General features: G+C 43.1%; 19 protein-coding genes. 8 read left to right on the top strand and 11 right to left on the bottom strand.

The features are described from left to right. Positions 1–128 precede the first annotated feature (128 nt). Complete coding sequence (locus tag D2910_RS13395) at positions 129–1094, bottom strand: NAD-dependent epimerase/dehydratase family protein (RefSeq protein WP_117313797.1); 966 nt, start codon at positions 1092–1094, stop codon at positions 129–131. Between the two features lie 103 nt (positions 1095–1197). Between D2910_RS13395 and D2910_RS13390 the strand changes: the two genes are divergently transcribed. Both D2910_RS13390 and D2910_RS13385 read left to right on the top strand, forming a co-directional pair. After that, complete coding sequence (locus D2910_RS13390) at positions 1198–1506, top strand: hypothetical protein (RefSeq protein ID WP_101803208.1); 309 nt, start codon at positions 1198–1200, stop codon at positions 1504–1506. Between the two features lie 98 nt (positions 1507–1604). Next, complete coding sequence (locus D2910_RS13385; protein ID WP_179135762.1) at positions 1605–1790, top strand: CsbD family protein; 186 nt, start codon at positions 1605–1607, stop codon at positions 1788–1790. Between the two features lie 123 nt (positions 1791–1913). Here the strand turns inward: D2910_RS13385 and D2910_RS13380 are convergent, their stop codons facing one another. Then, positions 1914–2945, bottom strand: a complete 1032-nt coding sequence (locus D2910_RS13380; protein ID WP_117313796.1) for a general stress protein — start codon at positions 2943–2945, stop codon at positions 1914–1916. A 153-nt stretch (positions 2946–3098) separates the two neighbouring features. Continuing rightward, positions 3099–3710, bottom strand: coding sequence for a YflT domain-containing protein (locus tag D2910_RS13375; RefSeq protein WP_117313795.1), 612 nt, complete (start codon positions 3708–3710; stop codon positions 3099–3101). A gap of 376 nt (positions 3711–4086) precedes the next feature. Here D2910_RS13375 and D2910_RS13370 point away from each other — a divergent pair, with 376 nt between their 5' ends. Together D2910_RS13370 and D2910_RS13365 are read left to right on the top strand one after the other, a co-directional pair. After that, on the top strand, positions 4087–5382 hold the full coding sequence (locus D2910_RS13370) for a helix-turn-helix domain-containing protein (RefSeq protein ID WP_117313794.1): 1296 nt from the start codon (positions 4087–4089) through the stop codon (positions 5380–5382). A 5-nt stretch (positions 5383–5387) separates the two neighbouring features. Next, positions 5388–5717 (top strand): hypothetical protein, encoded by a 330-nt coding sequence (locus tag D2910_RS13365; RefSeq protein WP_117313793.1) that lies wholly within the window; start codon positions 5388–5390, stop codon positions 5715–5717. A 63-nt stretch (positions 5718–5780) separates the two neighbouring features. Here the strand turns inward: D2910_RS13365 and D2910_RS13360 are convergent, their stop codons facing one another. The 6 genes from D2910_RS13360 to D2910_RS13335 form a co-directional block, all read right to left on the bottom strand. Continuing rightward, entirely contained in the window at positions 5781–6515 is a 735-nt protein-coding gene (locus D2910_RS13360) for a gamma-glutamyl-gamma-aminobutyrate hydrolase family protein (protein WP_117313792.1), read from the bottom strand. A 128-nt stretch (positions 6516–6643) separates the two neighbouring features. Next, a complete protein-coding gene (locus D2910_RS13355) occupies positions 6644–6955 on the bottom strand; it encodes an MGMT family protein (protein ID WP_117313791.1) in 312 nt (103 codons plus the stop codon). A 35-nt stretch (positions 6956–6990) separates the two neighbouring features. Then, on the bottom strand, positions 6991–7458 hold the full coding sequence (locus D2910_RS13350) for a hypothetical protein (RefSeq protein WP_117313790.1): 468 nt from the start codon (positions 7456–7458) through the stop codon (positions 6991–6993). 58 nt (positions 7459–7516) lie between these two features. Further along, positions 7517–8518: a GNAT family N-acetyltransferase gene (locus D2910_RS13345; RefSeq protein WP_117313789.1), complete on the bottom strand. Its 1002-nt coding sequence runs from the start codon at positions 8516–8518 to the stop codon at positions 7517–7519. A gap of 27 nt (positions 8519–8545) precedes the next feature. Continuing rightward, entirely contained in the window at positions 8546–9211 is a 666-nt protein-coding gene (locus D2910_RS13340) for a YveK family protein (protein ID WP_117313788.1), read from the bottom strand. Between the two features lie 388 nt (positions 9212–9599). Further along, positions 9600–9896 carry a replication/maintenance protein RepL gene (locus tag D2910_RS13335; protein WP_101802710.1) on the bottom strand — a complete coding sequence of 99 codons (297 nt, stop codon included), beginning with the start codon at positions 9894–9896 and terminating at the stop codon, positions 9600–9602. 242 nt (positions 9897–10138) lie between these two features. Here D2910_RS13335 and D2910_RS13330 point away from each other — a divergent pair, with 242 nt between their 5' ends. Further along, positions 10139–11563, top strand: a complete 1425-nt coding sequence (locus tag D2910_RS13330; RefSeq protein WP_117313787.1) for an NAD-dependent succinate-semialdehyde dehydrogenase — start codon at positions 10139–10141, stop codon at positions 11561–11563. Between the two features lie 76 nt (positions 11564–11639). On the opposite strand, the gene D2910_RS13325 is transcribed toward D2910_RS13330, so the two are convergent. Both D2910_RS13325 and D2910_RS13320 read right to left on the bottom strand, forming a co-directional pair. Further along, a complete protein-coding gene (locus D2910_RS13325; RefSeq protein WP_117313786.1) occupies positions 11640–12134 on the bottom strand; it encodes a cupin domain-containing protein in 495 nt (164 codons plus the stop codon). A 70-nt stretch (positions 12135–12204) separates the two neighbouring features. Next, a complete protein-coding gene (locus tag D2910_RS13320; RefSeq protein WP_117313785.1) occupies positions 12205–12855 on the bottom strand; it encodes a LytTR family DNA-binding domain-containing protein in 651 nt (216 codons plus the stop codon). Positions 12856–13026: 171 nt separating this feature from the next. Here D2910_RS13320 and aceA point away from each other — a divergent pair, with 171 nt between their 5' ends. Genes aceA through yhfH form a run of 3 tightly spaced genes read left to right on the top strand, consistent with a single transcriptional unit; the run spans position 13027 to position 16068 of the window. Beyond that, entirely contained in the window at positions 13027–14319 is a 1293-nt protein-coding gene (aceA, locus tag D2910_RS13315) for an isocitrate lyase (protein WP_117313784.1), read from the top strand. 6 nt (positions 14320–14325) lie between these two features. Then, entirely contained in the window at positions 14326–15918 is a 1593-nt protein-coding gene (gene aceB / locus D2910_RS13310; RefSeq protein ID WP_117313783.1) for a malate synthase A, read from the top strand. An 18-nt stretch (positions 15919–15936) separates the two neighbouring features. Further along, positions 15937–16068, top strand: coding sequence for a protein YhfH (gene yhfH, locus D2910_RS13305; protein ID WP_084244603.1), 132 nt, complete (start codon positions 15937–15939; stop codon positions 16066–16068). Positions 16069–16420 lie beyond the last annotated feature (352 nt).

Genomic DNA, 16420 nt, shown 5'->3' with positions numbered 1-16420 from the left:
CCTTTCCTCCTCAAAAATTCTTATGCACATAGAAATTCAATGCTATTATAGCACAGAATCTCCCATGAATCATATTTATTCCTTGTTATTCCAATTAGACGTTGTCTGCAGATGAAAAGTTTCGGGCTTTACCGATCTATTTTAATCAGTGATTGAATTTTATTACGCTGTTCTTCACTGATTCCGGTTTTCAGATCGTTGCTGCTGGTCCCCTTTTTCCATTCACGGACCGCTTCGGCTGTTTCAGCCAATCCATGGGGAGCCCAGCCAGTTTCTTTCGCTTTTGTATTGTCAGCCAATATAAAGCCTTCCGGATGATCAGCACTTACCGGTATCCATAGCGGAAATTCAAAAGGTTTAACTCCAGCGTCCAATAATATCCGGTCGTCTGCCCATACTGGAACTGCTTCATCAGAAGCCAGCGTTTTCACAAGCTCTTCCATAGTAACCGGATTTGCAGTTAGATTAAACGTGCCGTTAGTTCTATTTTCAACATTTAAAACCGTAAAAGCGGCCAGATCTTTCGCGTCTATCCACTGCACTTTCCTCGACCGACCGCCCGGTATCAGCACTTCACCCGATTCGTTCAGTTTGAGCGCCCAGTAAGTAAAACGATCTGTCGGGTCGTGAGCTCCAGCGACAATTCCAGGACGGATAATCAAGGCATTATGCGGAAAATACTCTTTTACAGTTTCTTCACATGTCACTTTTAAAGGTCCGTAGGTTTCTCCGGTTACCGTATCACCTTCCATGCCTTTATGCATAGTAGCACCTTCAGCCACCGGCCCTTCACTGAAATCATCGTAAACAGAAATCGTGGAAATGAACGTATAATGGTCTGTGGATACATGATCTAAGACTGGGATCAGATCGGAAGGTGTATAAGCGGAAGTATCGATCACTGCATCCCATTTTTCATTTTCCAGTTTATGTGCATCCAGCCGTCTGTCACCTGTTATGCGTGAAAGCTCAGAAAAAAGATCGGGATTGCTTTTTCCTCTATTGAATAATGTGACATCATGCCCTTTTACCACAGCTTCTTCAACAATGTGACGTCCTACAAATGACGTTCCACCGACAATAAGAATTTTCATATTTTATCCTCCAAAGCAAGTTTATTTTAGTAGTATTTCGGGGTAAAGCTGTTATAATACAATATAGTTAGAATATTTTAAAAATATAGGGGTGCAAAGCAGCATGAATGGCAATCTGCAATTTTATACAACGTTAACGGATTGGACCGGTTGGGACGAAGCGGCAGTTTTGAAAATGCAGCATAAAGAGCGTGCCGAACTTGCAAAATCCATTACTTGTGCAGGATTACTTGTCGACCTATCCATGGACCAGCACGCCGAAGTAAGGGAAAATGTTGCAAAGAACTCTTTCACACCCCTTACCACTTTAAATCGTTTAGCAGAAGAAGATCTGTGCATCAGTATACAAAACGCTGCTAAAGAAACGTTAAAAGCAATTCACAGCCAGCCTATTCCAAAGAACTTTCAGTGAACACTGAAAGTTTTTTTATTTGCCTCGATTTCCCAAGGGTTTAAAAACGAAGCAAAAGGCTATACAAGAGTTAAGACATTCATTGGGAGGAATCGATTATGAGCAAGGATGGATTTTCTGATAAAGTCAAAAGCGCTGTCAGCAAAGGTAAAGGCGAGCTGAAAGATCAAGTCGGCAATGCAACTGATGATAAGCAAAAACAGCGGGAAGGTAAAATGGACAAAGCAAAAGGTGAAGTCCAGGACGCCGTTGGAGATTTCAAAAACAATACAAGCAAAAAATAATCTTGGTGTACCGGTCAAATCGACCGGTTTTTCTTTTAATTACAAAAGGGTTCCGCTCATTTAATTGAGCGGAACCCTTTTCACGTCCTTTACTGCCGTTTGCCGGACGCTTACCGCAGCTGCTTAGAAAAGTCTTGGTGTAGGTGGCGTTGAAGTTTTCTTTTCCACATCCTCATGGAATGATCGCGCATCGCGCGGATTGTGGCGGTTGTCCACATCATCATGTCCATCAAGTGTATGCTTCGGATCGTCGTGTCCGCTTCTATGTCCATTGTTTCGGTCATCATCATCTCTTATTAAATGTTCTTCTTCTGAATCCCTTCCGAAAGGGGCCGGTCCTAAATTGGGATCCACACCCGGAGATGGTTCATCCTGTCTCCGATTTACCCCATCTTCACGATTAAGGTCATCTTCTTGTGCTTCTGTCTCCAATTGCGGCTCGTGGTCGAAACTCTTCTCTTTTAAAGAACCTTCATCTTCAGGCTTAGCATCCGTTGTCGGATGAATAGTTGCGCCTTCCAGCCTTGAATCTTTGGTTTTGTTTGCATAACCCGGATCACCGTGCTGATCTTCGCGTCTGACTTCCGATGTATAGATACGATCCGAGTCTTCAGCGATTGTCCGAGAAGACAATCCATCCGGACGTGTATCATCTATATGATCTGCGCGCACATCCCGATCTCTTATTTTTTCATCGTTGAATTTATTGCCGTCACGTTCGATATCTCTGCCGAATGGTGTAAAGGCAGTATTTCTTTTGCGTTCATCACTATCAAGTGTACGGGTGTCATCGCCGAATGATGAAGTATTCTCTCTTTCCCTGCTGAGCGAATTACCATCTGTATATAGAAGAATGGCTCCTTTTTTAATATCTTCACTGTATCTGTCGATCGATGATTGATCCAGATCCAAATCCCTCAACTGCGAATGCACTGTATCTTCTCCGCTGAAGAAAGACTTGAACTTGCTCGAAAATGATTCTGCTTCATGCTTATCCACATTGGATTGACTCTCATATGAATCGAAAACATCCTTATCTCTGGCAAGGACATGGATATCATTTTCACTGTAACCGTGCATCTTTAACTGTTCGATGCGCTGTTCCATCTCTTCCTGGCTATATACCATTTCGAATTCTCTATTAGACTCTCTCATTTTCAATTCAGCCTCCTGTATAATCGTCTTAATAAGTGTTTACCCGAACCTTCAGAAAAATAAAACCTGCTGTTCTAAGTAATGACATTCGCAGAAGATAATTTTGTGCAAAATTAAAACCCTTTCCATATATAAAGGAAAGGGCTTAAACTTTTAACGGTATTTCTTGTCGCTCTTCGTATGTTTTTCAGCTTCGCTTGTTCCGCCTCTGGCTTTTTCAACTTCCGGTTTTTCCTCAGTTGTGAAAGAAACATGCCGCTCATCTTTCACTAATGTCGGATCTTGCAGGAAAGTTTCGCCGCGGGCAAACCGGTCTTCCTGCTCATCGAAATTATTATCGACCGAGTTGATGAACTGATGGCGTTTTTGGTCTTCGGGAGTTTCAGTCCCCTGGTTATTCCTCAATTCGCCTTCTTCCACTGCCTCCAGAATTCCGGCACGTTCTTCTTCCGTATAAAGAAGGATTCCGCCATTTGCAATATCAGCGGTATAGCGCTCTGTCTCCTGGTCATTTAAGCCTAATGATTTTACGCCTTCCCTGACACTGCCTTCGCCACTGATGAACCCTTTGAATTTATCCTTGAATGAGTTCACTTGTTCGCCTTCCGCTCCAGTCCGGTTTTCAATGGTGTCCAGACGATCGCCGTCCTGTGCCACTAAATGAATATCACTTTCCTTATATCCCTGGGTTTTTAAGCCCTCGATTTTTCTCATCAAATCTTCTTCGGAAAATACCACAGCTAAAACTTTTTTCTCTTTATCCATACTAAGAACCTCCAGAAATATATTTGTTGTTATATGTACATTACCCAAATGCCCGGAAGTGCTAAACTTTTCAGCAATCATGCCGATAATTAGATGAGTAATTCTCAACCTTAACTATATGAGATGATAGGTATTTTTTACCTTTTTATTATATTTTTAATAGAGCATAATAAAAAAAGCAGTTTATTTAGAAAATTGATGATAAGATGGTAAAAAAAGAGATATAATAAAGTATACTTAAGATGTGGAGGCGGAAATTATCGTACTAAGCAATCTTTCTACTTCTTACTTCCCCAACATTTCGGAGAAGTACGACAGTAACTCTCCTACATGGATGATTGAAGTTCTGCCCATGCAAACGGAAAGGAGAGAATCAATGGACACTGGAATGCGGCTCAAATATCACCGAATGAAGAGAAAAATGAGCTTAGAAGATCTTGCTTCAGGGATTCTTCTCCCGAAAGAGCTGAAAAAAATTGAGTCTGGACTCAAAGAACCAGGACTCAAAGAATTAGAAGCTTTATGTAAAAAGTTATCGATATCCCTTGCTCCAAAGGATAACCCTGTTGGTAAAGTATTAGTGAAAAATTTTAAATCATTACTACTACACCCCCAGAATAAAGCAAAAATTATGGAACAATATGCTGATATTCATAATCACCCCTTACTACATAATGATGAAGAGATTGAGTTGGAATATAATATTCAGCAAATTAGATTCTTCATCATAACTGGTGACTTGGATAGTGCAGAAGAAATGATGAAAGACATTGAGCGTTTCAAAGAATTTATGAATCAGGAACAATTTTACTTGTACCATAAGTATTTAGGAAATTATCATTATATTCTCGATGAATACGAATTAGCATTAAAAACTTATCTTATGGCTGAAAAAATATCGCCATCAACTCTTCCAACCTCTGAATTAGGAGATTTATATTATTCAATTGGAATTTCCGCATCACAGTGTTGGGAAATAAATCTAGCGAACAAGTATTCAACTATGGCACTCAAAATCTACCAACAAGAATTTGTACCAAAAAGAATAGTAGAATGTCATTTAAATATCGCTATTAACGAACGTAGAATTGGAAATTATAGAACAGCTAAAGAACATTTTAAGTATGCATTCACTATCGGAAATAAGATTGATAATGATTTCCTTAAATTTAATACTGAATATAACTATGGATATTACTATTATCAATTACAGAATTTCCAAGCTGCTATCACTCATCTTGAGAATGCTTTAAAATTCGTACCAGAAGAATACACTTCAGATCTAATATTAGATTATTGTGTCTTAATAAAATGCTACATTGAGCTAGAGGATTTTGATTCTGCAAAGAAGATTCTTAATAAAGGGCAAAATGTAATTGAAGAAAGAAACATCAGTGTAGATTCACCTTCAAACAACCAATTCAAAGAAGTTTACGTTGAATTCATGTGTTTGAAATATTTTGTGAATAACGAATTTGATAATTTTGTAGAATGCTTAGAAAATAAATTAGTACCAATTCTAAAGAATCATAATAAACATTTCGAAATAGGTTTTTACTATGGTCATTTAGGTAATACTTATATCAGAATGGGAGAATTTGAAAAGTCTGCATATTCTCTAGTGAAAGCGAAAAAAGCATATAAAGAATTGATGGCCATTAAAGAGGAGTGAAAATAATGAAAAAAGTATTTGTATTAACTTTTGCAGCAGCACTTACAATTACAAGTATCGCCGGATTTAATTTGAACGAAAAACAAGATTTAACAGAACGTATCCCAGAACCTTGGTCTATTAAATTCGTAGAGCGCATTCCTGAACCTTGGTCTATTAAATTCGCAGAGCGCATTCCTGAACCTTGGTCAAAATCAAAAGAATTAGCAGAACGCATTCCTGAACCTTGGTCAAAGTCAAAGGAATTAGCAGAACGTATTCCTGAACCTTGGTCTAATTCAAAAGAAGTTGCAGAGCGCATTCCTGAACCTTGGTCTGTAAAAAATAAAGCATAATTAATAATGCACTCAAAAAAGCTGCTCACTTGAGCAGCTTTTTCTATTTCTTCTATTTAATTATTATTGATTTTGGTATTTATCTTTCAAGCACTCGTCAACAAATCTTTCAAAAATATTAATGGAAGGCTGATCGTCCTGTAAGGCGAATTCTTCCGGGTGCCACTGGATGCCCATCACGAATTGGTGATGGTCACTTTCCAAAGCCTCAACTAATCCATCAGCTGCACGAGCGGCTACTCTCAATTTATCAGAGACATCGCGCACGCCCTGGTGGTGGAATGAATTGACACGGAATTTCTTAACACCCATGATGTCATACAGGCGGCTGTCTTCTTCCAATTCGACAGAATGCGTACGGTGCGTCCGCATAGCCAATTGAAGGTGCTGGTAAAGTTTGCCTTCAAATTCTGCTTCCAAGTCTTGATAGTTAGTGCCACCAAGAGTGATATTCAACATTTGCAGTCCTCGGCACATACCGATGAACGGCTTATCCAGTTTTAAGAATTCAGTGATAAGTTCTTTTTCGTATTCGTCACTTCCTGGATATACAGCGCCTAAACTTGGATGCGGCTCTTCACCGTAAAGTGTAGGGTTAATGTCCCCGCCACCAGTTACGATCAGCCCATCAAGCCTTTCACACAATAATGGAATATCTTCTTCATCTACGATGGGAACAATCAACGGTAGACCGCCGGATTGCAATATCGCTTTCGCATAAACTGGATCTAATGTATAAGTTTGATCTTTTTCTACTCGTGCTGTAATACCGATGACCGGTTTTTTTCTATTCGACATAATTGAGTACCTCTTTCCTATAAGCAGAATTCTACTCTGCTTATATACCCCTGATACTCTTCACACAAAACATATTCGACTATTCGGTCTCCTCCGGCTCTGACAGAGCCAAACCTCTTCCCACTCTTTTAGTCCTCTCCCGGGTCGAAGCGGAAACGAATTAAGTCAACATTCATCCCTGTGAATACTACACCTTCTCCAAGCAAAAGCTCTTTTTGTGTCTGACGATGATTCTCGTCTTGAAAAGATATCTTTCCTGCGGCATTAATCACCCTGTGCCAAGGCAGATCATATTTTGCACTCATGCTGTGCAGCAGCCGTGCCACTTGCCTTGCGGCTCTTGGGCTGCCTGCTTGAGCGGCAATCTGTCCATACGTCATTACTTTTCCTGCCGGTATATTTTGTATTGTTTGTATGACTCTTAAAGTGAAAGCTTCCATAAAAATTGTTCCTTTTTATTCGAATTTCCATTGTCTCAGCGTCCACTTTGTATTTCTCGGGCCAACTCTCCATTTCGATAATCTGTAATCAGAGATTTGCTGAATTCATATAACGGCAATTTCGCAGTTTTCAACGAAAAGCCTTCACTGGAATAATGGATATGTTTATAATAACCGATTAAGTTATCCACTACATCCTCCAATTCGTCTATCGTATTGGCTGGCGGAATTGCTGTGCCATAATCCGAATAATCTATGTCGGCCGCCTCCGTGTAACGGTCCTGCAGATGTATCAAATCAGCTACTGTCTGATCGAACAGTAATTGCCTTTCTTCCAGACGAAAGTAATTTCTCCAATATACGAAAATCTCCTTGGCGATGCCTAATTTTTTTGCACCATCTACGGCATTTAAATTTTCGTTCACACATAATTGATGCATCACTTTCTTCAATGACATTTTATATTCCCGTTCCACTACCCCTTTATATTGAAGATATCTCAATTAGATCCCTCCCTGATAATCGTTTCAATCATTTATTCATTCGTTCATGAACACCGATTTAGACATTGCCGTATCTTTTTATCAGTTCCGTTTGCTCTAATGGATGAAATGTTTTATATATTTCCTTGTCATGGACAAGGCGGCTGATGAAATATGTGGATGTGTCGATTGATATTTTGCTGGATATGGATGTGAGGCTCTTTTCAAGGCCATCAAGCGTTTTTCCGCCAAGATGGTAATAAAGATAATTATTTTCTGCTCCCCACACAGCAATTTTTCTTCTCAGCTCACTTTCAGCTTCAGGAACTCCCTGGCCCTCGGCAGTTCCACTGAGATGATGATAGATGACTTCACCTTTGGCCAGTAAATAACAGGCGGCAAGAAGTTTATTTTCTTTATATGCACCAAAAAGATGAAGGTTCGGTCCAAGCGCACTGACCAGGGATTCAAAATAATCATTTGTGAAAAAATAATAGCTGTCCGTGTCTTCATTCATCCGAATCGTCGAATAATACAGCACCAGAAAATCGAACATGTGCTTGACGGTGCCAAGTTTTTTTACGGTATATTCCGGCGAGTTCCCATGCTCATCTGTCTGATTATGAAATATTGCACTTTTCAGAGGGAGAGTGTAGGTGTTATGAACGGAAATCAGATCCAGATGATCTTTGAAGAACTCTGCATTGTTCAGCAGCGGATGAAAGCGTATAAATTCAGCTGCGATCTTTTCAGCATGGCAATACTCCGTAAATACTGTCAGGAAATTGGCTGCCAGCTTATAACCATCCCCTTTTACATTAAGCAATGGACCGCCATAACCGAAAGGGGTTGTAATATCGTAAAATAGGATCCCGTCCTCTTTAATCTCCCGTTTAATAAACGGATACGCGACTTCTCCTTCTCCGCTGTCGTCCAGAAAATAGAAGAGGACCGCTTGGCCAGGATCCAGCTTAAGTGCGCTTACAAGATATTCACACGTGTAATAAATGTCTGTAATATTGAAAAGATCAAGAATTTGCTGCCAGCGATTTGTTTGGCTGGCAGAGACCAGCTCATACATTTCAGTTCCCCCATTCGAGTATCCGGATTACTTGAACACTGTCTGCAGATTTGACTGTTTTCTTTTTCTTTGCAGCACACCCGTACTGAACAGCATATTGAACAGTTCAGCGATAAATGCCATTAAAATTCCGACAATCGCCCCGAATATACCGCCAATGGCCAGAACGTAAAGGACATTTTCCTCAAGTACAGAAGGCACTTCTTCTACGGAAGCCTTAGCGATGATCTCCAGGTTATCCGTCTTCATCAGCTTCCAGCCTTCCGCTACCGCAAAGTTCGCCAATGAGTTAGCAAGTTCACCAGCAATTCTTCTATCTTTATCTTCCACCGTAATATTCAATACCTGTGATGCCGGTACATTGGAAACTGTAACTTTCTCAAACAGTTCAGCCGGAGTCAGTGCTACGTCCGTCTCTTCAATGGCTGACGCCAGTACTTCCCTGCTTTTAATCATTACACTGTAAGCTTCGACTACCTGCGGATCAGCTGACTTTTCCACTTGCCCCGCTTCCGGGAGTCCCGCTGTCGGCTGCTCTATGTAAAGCTGGCTGGTCGCCTGGTAGTTCGGTGCGAGTATAAATGTGAGAAGTGCCCATATTGCGCCCATGGAGACTATCGAAACCCCCGCTATCAACTTCACATGATTCTTTAGACTCTTCAGGATATTAAAAACCATGACTTTTTCCGCCATAAATTTTCCTCCTTCAAAAAAGAAATCGCCATATGCTCTTTTATATCTAAAAATTCAGATTATTATAGTACCTTTATATCACATAACCATGAGTACTTCTACTATTAAATTAATAAAAATGAAATAAAATTAACGAATGATGAGCATAAAGTCTCTTAGAATAATTACAAATATTACAAAAATTACACTAGTAGGTATAAGGACTTATAGTATTTTTAAATAAAAAAATAAAGAAAGCTCTATCCTTATAAGGAATAGAGCTTTCTTATAGACTTGCTGGCCTTCATAAATGAAAGGAGGAATAGAGTTCTGTAATATTAAGAAACGATAGTCATTCATATTTATATTAAAATATTAAAAAAAAATCATTTAAATAATTATCCTGTATTTAATTTTTCCATAAACCTATAATCCCATTTCGCCTGTAAATCACTTTTTTATCTTCAAGAACTTTCAGCACTTTCGATAAAGACTGATGTGGAATATTTATATCGCCGGTAATTTCTTTTATTGTTTTAAATAAGACACCATCCGAAGATGCATTATCTGCAAAGTAATGGACAAACTTCTTACCGATCTCAGCAATGCGTTCTGATTCCGACGCGAAACAATCATTGCAAATCTCTTCCACCTTGCGCTCAGTTAATGGATCGTAAGCTGTTTTGCGGCTTTCGCTGACCTTCATCAATCTCACCCTCCTGCTCACAGACTTGATTATTTCCATTCTTTACTACTTATACCCCGTCTGTTTTCAATTAGACATATATACGCAAAAAAGTACAATTTTGCGTCATTTACATCCACGGCCGATTTCAGATTGTAAAAACATGGACAAATCTTCCCCCAATATCCATTCTGCACAATTAAAATTTCAGCCAAAAGGGTATACCATTGGAGTAGAAACAATATTCAAGGAGGTTATACGCAATGGAAGGCAAACATTATATTAACGGAGAATGGTCAACCGCTGGAGACGGTGTCATCAATGTCATGAATCCGGCTACCGGCGAGCAGGTCGGGACAGTCCCTAATGGCGGTGAGGATGAAGCGACGCAAGCAATCGATGCTGCCGCAGCCGCTTTTCCGGAATGGTCAAAGACGACCGCTTATCAACGGTCGGAGTTATTGATGAAATGGCATGACCTTTTAATGGAAAATAAACAGGAAGTTGCTGAAATCATGACAAAGGAAATGGGCAAGCCACTCGCTGAATCAATCGGTGAAATCGAATATTCTGCGGCGTTCATCTCCTGGTTTGCAGAAGAAGGCAAGCGTGTTTACGGCCGGACAGTCCCTGCCAGCAAAGACGGCAAGCGCATCCAAGTGATCAAGCAGCCAGTCGGTGTAGTGGTATCAATTACTCCATGGAATTTCCCAGCTGCCATGATGGCGCGGAAAATGGCGCCTGCGCTTGCAGCCGGCTGCACATTTGTCGCGAAACCGGCAAAATTGACGCCGCTGACAGCCGTCAGGATGTATGAATTGGCTGAGGAAGCCGGATTCCCGAAAGGCGTCATTAATATGGTTACGGGAAGTGCCAGCAAAATCGGCAAAGTCTTTACCAGCCATCCGTCAGTCCGGAAACTGACATTCACCGGTTCCACCGAAATAGGCAAAGAATTGATGAAGCAAAGTTCAGAAACGATGCTGAACCTGTCGCTTGAACTTGGCGGCCACGCACCGATCATCGTCCTCGATGACGCGAATATCGAAGAAGCTGTCAAAGGCGTAATGGCGTCCAAGTTCCGCAATGCCGGGCAGACTTGTGTCTGCGGCAACCGCATCTATGTACAGGAAGGGATTGTGAATGAATTTTCCCGCAAGCTGCAGGAAGCCGCTTCGGATCTGAAAGTCGGCAACGGACTGGATGAAGGTGTGCAAATCGGTCCTCTTGTTGATAAGGATGGTTACGAGAAAGTGGCGGAACACGTGAAAGATGCGGTCGACAAAGGGGCGAAAGTGCTTGTCGGCGGTGACGGCAAAACGGAAAATGATGCTTATTTCTATAATCCGACCGTCTTATTGAACGCAAATTCCGATATGCTCGTCATGAATGAAGAGACATTCGGTCCCGTTGCGCCGATCATGACGTTCAAGACAGATGAAGAAGCAGTAAAATTGGCCAATGATACACGTTTCGGCTTGGCTGCCTATTTCTTCACAGACAGCATGACACGCGGAACCTATATCGCTGAAAATCTCGATTATGGCATTGTGGGCTGGAATGACGGATTGCCATCCGCTGCCCAGGCGCCATTCGGCGGAATGAAAGAGAGCGGCATCGGCCGTGAAGGCGGTATGGAAGGTCTCGAAGCATTTTTGGAAACAAAATATATTTCTATACAGTTATAAAAAAGAAATATCCACTGCCCACAATTATTGAGGGCAGTGGATATTTTTTGTCCAAATCAAAATGGTGACGCATTTCTTATGACCATTCTTTTAAAAGAGGCCCTTCATCGCCATAGACCGGATCTTTCTGCGGCAAAGGCGTGTTCTGGATATCTTCCAGCACATAGGGCCGTTCATCGAGGTTCCCGACTTTCTTGTTCGGGCTGACGCCGCCCGGGTACGCGCCGACTATCTGAAAATCATCGGTGGCCGAAATTTTCTTGTGTCCGGTGCCGGCAGGCAAAACTGCAACGTCGCCTGTTTTGACTTCCACTTCCTGCCCATCATCACCGCCAAGCAGTATAACAGCCGAACCTGAACGCACGCCCAGTGCCTCATGCGTGTTGCTGTGGTAATGGTGATAATCGAATACTCCGTTTGTCCAGCTGTTCGTCCAGCCATTCTTATTGAACACATCTTCTATCTTTTCCGGATTGTCTTTAAAAGCTCCCGGATAAATGGCCACTCTCAAAGATTCATTATTCGGTATCATGCCGTCATCTTCAAAATGAATGAATTTCGTTTTTTCCATCGGTCCATCACTCCAAAGCTTTTTACAGGACTTTACCCGGCTGTCAGGATGTTAATCAATATTTACTGTGTCAAAATCCGAGAAGTTCACGGATCGACCCGGCATAGTTCTGGCTGACCGGCAGCAGCGATCCGTCTTTCATGGTCAGAACGTAATTTGAAGATACGTCGCGCGCAATACCTTCTATATAATTGATATTTACAATAAAAGACCTGTGTACAGGAAGAAAATAATCAGGCAATTGATGCCTCAGTTCCTTCAATGTATAAATTGTGCTGTAAGCTTCTTCTTCGGAATAGAACCATGTTTTTTTCTGGCTGCTTTCGATATGGGTCACCCGCTCGAGGGGCACAGGCCGCCAGTTTTCTTCCAGCTTGCCGGTCAGAAAGCGGAGCTGCGGCTTCTTGGCCAATATGTGGTTCGGTGGCAGCATGACTACCAATGCCGCCGCTTGCCCCGCATACTCCACCGGGTAGCCGATGCCGTAATAAGGAAAGCCGAGCGGTGAGTTTTCCACCAGTCTTTCGACTTTCCCTTTCTTTTTGAAAGTCATTTCCGCCACACTGCCCGCTGGAACCGGATCGCCTTCCTGTATCCGTAAGTCGAGCTCCCCCGCTTTGAAGTATACATAGGAATTCTCTATTGCTACAGCGATCGAAGCCTCTTTCGGGAGCCAGTCCCCCATGATCCGGCTGATCTGTTCTACTAATCCTTTTTCCACGCTATCCGCCCCTTCCCGTCATTTGTCCGCTTATAATCCATTTTGTCAGCGAATAAAACCATTCATCCAAAAAGAAGGACAATCAGAATTATCTGTTATATATTAATATACATCAACACAAACTGTATTAATACAGTTAACTTAAATTTTTTATTCGAAGGGAATGGTTGGATGGTCAGCAAGCAGCAGCAAATCGAGGAATTGAAAAGAAGTTGGGAACAGGATAGCAGATGGAACGGCATTACGCGCCCTTATTCGGCAGAAGATGTTGTGAAACTTCGGGGTTCTGTCCAAATTGAATACACACTCGCAAAACGTGGTGCCGAACGCCTTTTCCGTTCCATCCATGAAATGGATTTCGTTAACGCGCTGGGAGCATTGACTGGTAACCAGGCAGTCCAGCAGGTAAAGGCAGGACTACAGGCGATTTACCTGAGCGGCTGGCAAGTGGCCGCAGATGCGAACTCAGCAGGTCAGATGTACCCGGATCAAAGTTTATATCCGGTCGATTCAGTTCCTAATGTTGTTAAGAAAATCAACCAGGCATTGCAGCGCGCCGATCAGATCGATAATGTCGAAGGCACAGAAGGCATCGACTGGTTTGCACCGATCGTCGCTGATGCGGAAGCTGGATTCGGCGGTCCATTGAATGTTTTCGAATTGATGAAAGCGATGATCGAAGCTGGTGCAGCCGGCGTCCATTTCGAAGACCAGCTCGCATCAGAGAAAAAATGCGGCCATCTCGGCGGCAAAGTATTACAGCCGACACAGAACGCCGTGCGAAACCTGGTTTCCGCGAGACTTGCAGCTGATGTACTGGGTGTATCGACTTTGCTGATCGCCAGAACTGATGCGGACGCGGCCGACTTGATCACCAGCGACATTGACCCTGCCGACCACCGTTTCATCACTGGTGAACGCACACCGGAAGGCTTCTACCGCACGAACCCTGGCATCGACCAGGCGATTGCCCGCGGACTTGCTTATGCACCTTATGCCGACTTGGTATGGTGTGAAACTTCGCATCCGAATCTCAAAGAAGCTCAAGCATTCGCGGATGCGATCCATGCTGAATATCCGGGCAAACTTCTTGCTTACAATTGTTCTCCTTCATTCAACTGGAAAGCGAAATTGGATGAAGAGACAATCGCGAAATATCAAGTCGAGCTTGGCAAGATGGGTTATAAATTCCAATTCGTTACATTGGCAGGTTTCCATGCACTCAACCACAGCATGTTCGAACTTGCCCATGATTATAAAGACCACGGCATGGCCGCTTACTCGAAATTGCAGCAGGCTGAATTCGCCAGCGAAGAAAAAGGCTATACGGCTACCCGCCACCAGCGCGAAGTCGGTACAGGCTATTTCGATGAAGTTGCTCAAGTCATTTCGGGTGGAACAAGTTCCACTACCGCTATGAAAGGTTCAACTGAAACAGATCAATTCCAGACGGTGAAAGGGTGATCCAGTTTGATTACAAAATCGGATATTAAAATCACTGCCGATATTACACCTGATATGGAAAAGATCCTGACGCCGGAAGCGCTTGAATTCGTCGAGAAGCTCCATGTGAAGTTCGACCAGCGCCGCCGCGAGTTGCTGGACCGGCGCCAAGTGCGGCAGAAAGAAGTGAATGCCGGCAAGAAACTCGATTTCCTGCCGGAAACGCAGCACATCCGGGATGGCGATTGGAAGGTCGCTTCCCTGCCGGAGGACATGAAAGACCGGCGCGTTGAAATCACTGGCCCGACCAACCGCAAGATGCTCATCAATGCGTTGAATTCCGGTGCGAAGATGTTCATGGCGGATCTCGAAGACGCCACTGCACCGAACTGGTTCAATGTGATCGACGGCCAAGTGAATCTGTACGATGCGGTTCGCCGTCAAATCGATTTTGAAGTTCCTGAAACCGGTAAAAAATATGCGTTGAATGAAAAGACAGCTGTATTGATGGTACGGCCCCGCGGATGGCATCTGCCGGAGAAGAATATTGAAATTGGCGGCCGCGCCGCTTCCGGCAGCCTCGTCGATTTCGGATTATATTTCTTCCATAACGCGAAAGAATTGATTGCCCGCGGTTCCGGCCCTTACTTCTATTTGCCGAAACTTGAAAGCCATCTCGAAGCGCGGTTGTGGAATGATGTTTTCGTTATTGCTCAGCAGGAGCTCGGCATTCCGAACGGTTCCATCCGCGCAACGGTGCTGATCGAAACGATTCTTGCAGCGTTTGAAATGGATGAAATCCTGTATGAACTGCGTGATCATTCCGCTGGCCTCAACTGCGGCCGCTGGGATTACATCTTCTCCGTCATCAAACGGATGCGGAACAATCCGGATTATATTTTCCCGGACCGCTCCCAGGTGACGATGACGGTTCCTTTTATGAGAGCTTATACTTTATTGTGCATCAAAACCTGTCATCGCAGAGGCGCCCCGGCTATGGGCGGCATGGCTGCCCAGATCCCTGTAAAAGGTGACGAGGCTGCCAACAGCGCCGCTTTCGCTAAAGTTGCTGAAGACAAACGACGCGAAGTGACAGACGGCCACGATGGAACATGGGTAGCCCATCCGGGAATGGTCGGAGTTGCGATGGAACAGTTTGACGAGCACATGCCTGAGGCGAATCAAATCGGGCGGCAGCGGGACGATGTTCATGTTTCTGCTGCGGAACTTGTTGAAGTACCACGGGGTACGATTACAGAAGAGGGCTTGCGCTCCAATATCTCTGTCGGGATCCAGTACATCGCGTCCTGGCTGTCCGGCAACGGTGCCGCTCCAATCAATAACCTGATGGAAGACGCCGCGACCGCTGAAATTTCCCGCTCCCAGGTCTGGCAGTGGATCCGCCATCCACAAGGAATCCTTGCAGATGGCCGTAAGATCAATGTGAGTTTATTCCATGATTTTCTTGATGAAGAAACCGATAAGATCAAGCAAGCCGTCGGTGAAGAAGTTTATGTTTCCGGCAACTATGCCGCTGCCCGAGAATTATTTGCAAAACTGACATTGGAAAGTGATTTTGCTGAGTTTCTGACACTGCCGGGGTATGACAAACTAAACTAATTTATTGGAGGAGATATTATGAAAAACATGACAACTACGTACGGGACACGCACTAAGAAAGAATGCCGTGAATGTGGAGCAGAAATCCAGGAACAGCGCGAATCGATCGTGTACGAATGCGAACGCTGCATGGGTCATGGTGAAGAGTAGAAATAAGTTGTGGAGGCGGTCCGCTGAGTGCGGATCGTCTTTTTTATGGGAAGTATTTGGTCCGGACAGTATTTTGCTTTTGCGGATAGTATTGTTCGTCTGCGGACAGTATTTGAGTGATTCCGGACAGTATATCCAAATTAATGGGAATTAACTGCAAAATAGTTTCCAGCATTATGCAAATTAATTTCAGAAAATCAACTGGAAAGTATTTGAGCCAATTTGGAAAGTATTTCGGGTAAATTGGAAAGTATTTAAGCCAATTTGGAAAGTATTAAAGTTAGTCTTAAAAGTGGACAGTCATTAAGTGAAGTATAATGAAATCACAATGAAAAAGGACGTGTCCACAATG

This window comes from Planomicrobium okeanokoites (assembly GCF_003428875.1).
GTDB classification, from domain to species: domain Bacteria; phylum Bacillota; class Bacilli; order Bacillales_A; family Planococcaceae; genus Planococcus; species Planococcus okeanokoites.
Note: the sequence above shows the minus strand (reverse complement) of the source record. Positions and strands in the feature narration are given on the sequence as shown.

Excerpts from the sequence above, each read along its gene's own strand:
- D2910_RS13335 (WP_101802710.1), bottom strand. The coding sequence starts at position 9,896 with ATGAAGGTCAGCGAAAGCCGCAAAACAGCTTACGATCCATTAACTGAG.
- D2910_RS13390 (WP_101803208.1), top strand. The coding sequence starts at position 1,198 with ATGAATGGCAATCTGCAATTTTATACAACGTTAACGGATTGGACCGGT.
- yhfH (WP_084244603.1), top strand. The coding sequence starts at position 15,937 with ATGAAAAACATGACAACTACGTACGGGACACGCACTAAGAAAGAATGC.
- aceA (WP_117313784.1), top strand. The coding sequence starts at position 13,027 with ATGGTCAGCAAGCAGCAGCAAATCGAGGAATTGAAAAGAAGTTGGGAA.
- D2910_RS13395 (WP_117313797.1), bottom strand. The coding sequence starts at position 1,094 with ATGAAAATTCTTATTGTCGGTGGAACGTCATTTGTAGGACGTCACATT.
- D2910_RS13345 (WP_117313789.1), bottom strand. The coding sequence starts at position 8,518 with ATGTATGAGCTGGTCTCTGCCAGCCAAACAAATCGCTGGCAGCAAATT.
- D2910_RS13360 (WP_117313792.1), bottom strand. The coding sequence starts at position 6,515 with ATGTCGAATAGAAAAAAACCGGTCATCGGTATTACAGCACGAGTAGAA.
- D2910_RS13365 (WP_117313793.1), top strand. The coding sequence starts at position 5,388 with ATGAAAAAAGTATTTGTATTAACTTTTGCAGCAGCACTTACAATTACA.
- D2910_RS13375 (WP_117313795.1), bottom strand. The coding sequence starts at position 3,710 with ATGGATAAAGAGAAAAAAGTTTTAGCTGTGGTATTTTCCGAAGAAGAT.
- D2910_RS13325 (WP_117313786.1), bottom strand. The coding sequence starts at position 12,134 with ATGGAAAAAACGAAATTCATTCATTTTGAAGATGACGGCATGATACCG.
- D2910_RS13330 (WP_117313787.1), top strand. The coding sequence starts at position 10,139 with ATGGAAGGCAAACATTATATTAACGGAGAATGGTCAACCGCTGGAGAC.
- D2910_RS13385 (WP_179135762.1), top strand. The coding sequence starts at position 1,605 with ATGAGCAAGGATGGATTTTCTGATAAAGTCAAAAGCGCTGTCAGCAAA.
- D2910_RS13355 (WP_117313791.1), bottom strand. The coding sequence starts at position 6,955 with ATGGAAGCTTTCACTTTAAGAGTCATACAAACAATACAAAATATACCG.
- D2910_RS13380 (WP_117313796.1), bottom strand. The coding sequence starts at position 2,945 with ATGAGAGAGTCTAATAGAGAATTCGAAATGGTATATAGCCAGGAAGAG.
- D2910_RS13370 (WP_117313794.1), top strand. The coding sequence starts at position 4,087 with ATGGACACTGGAATGCGGCTCAAATATCACCGAATGAAGAGAAAAATG.
- D2910_RS13340 (WP_117313788.1), bottom strand. The coding sequence starts at position 9,211 with ATGGCGGAAAAAGTCATGGTTTTTAATATCCTGAAGAGTCTAAAGAAT.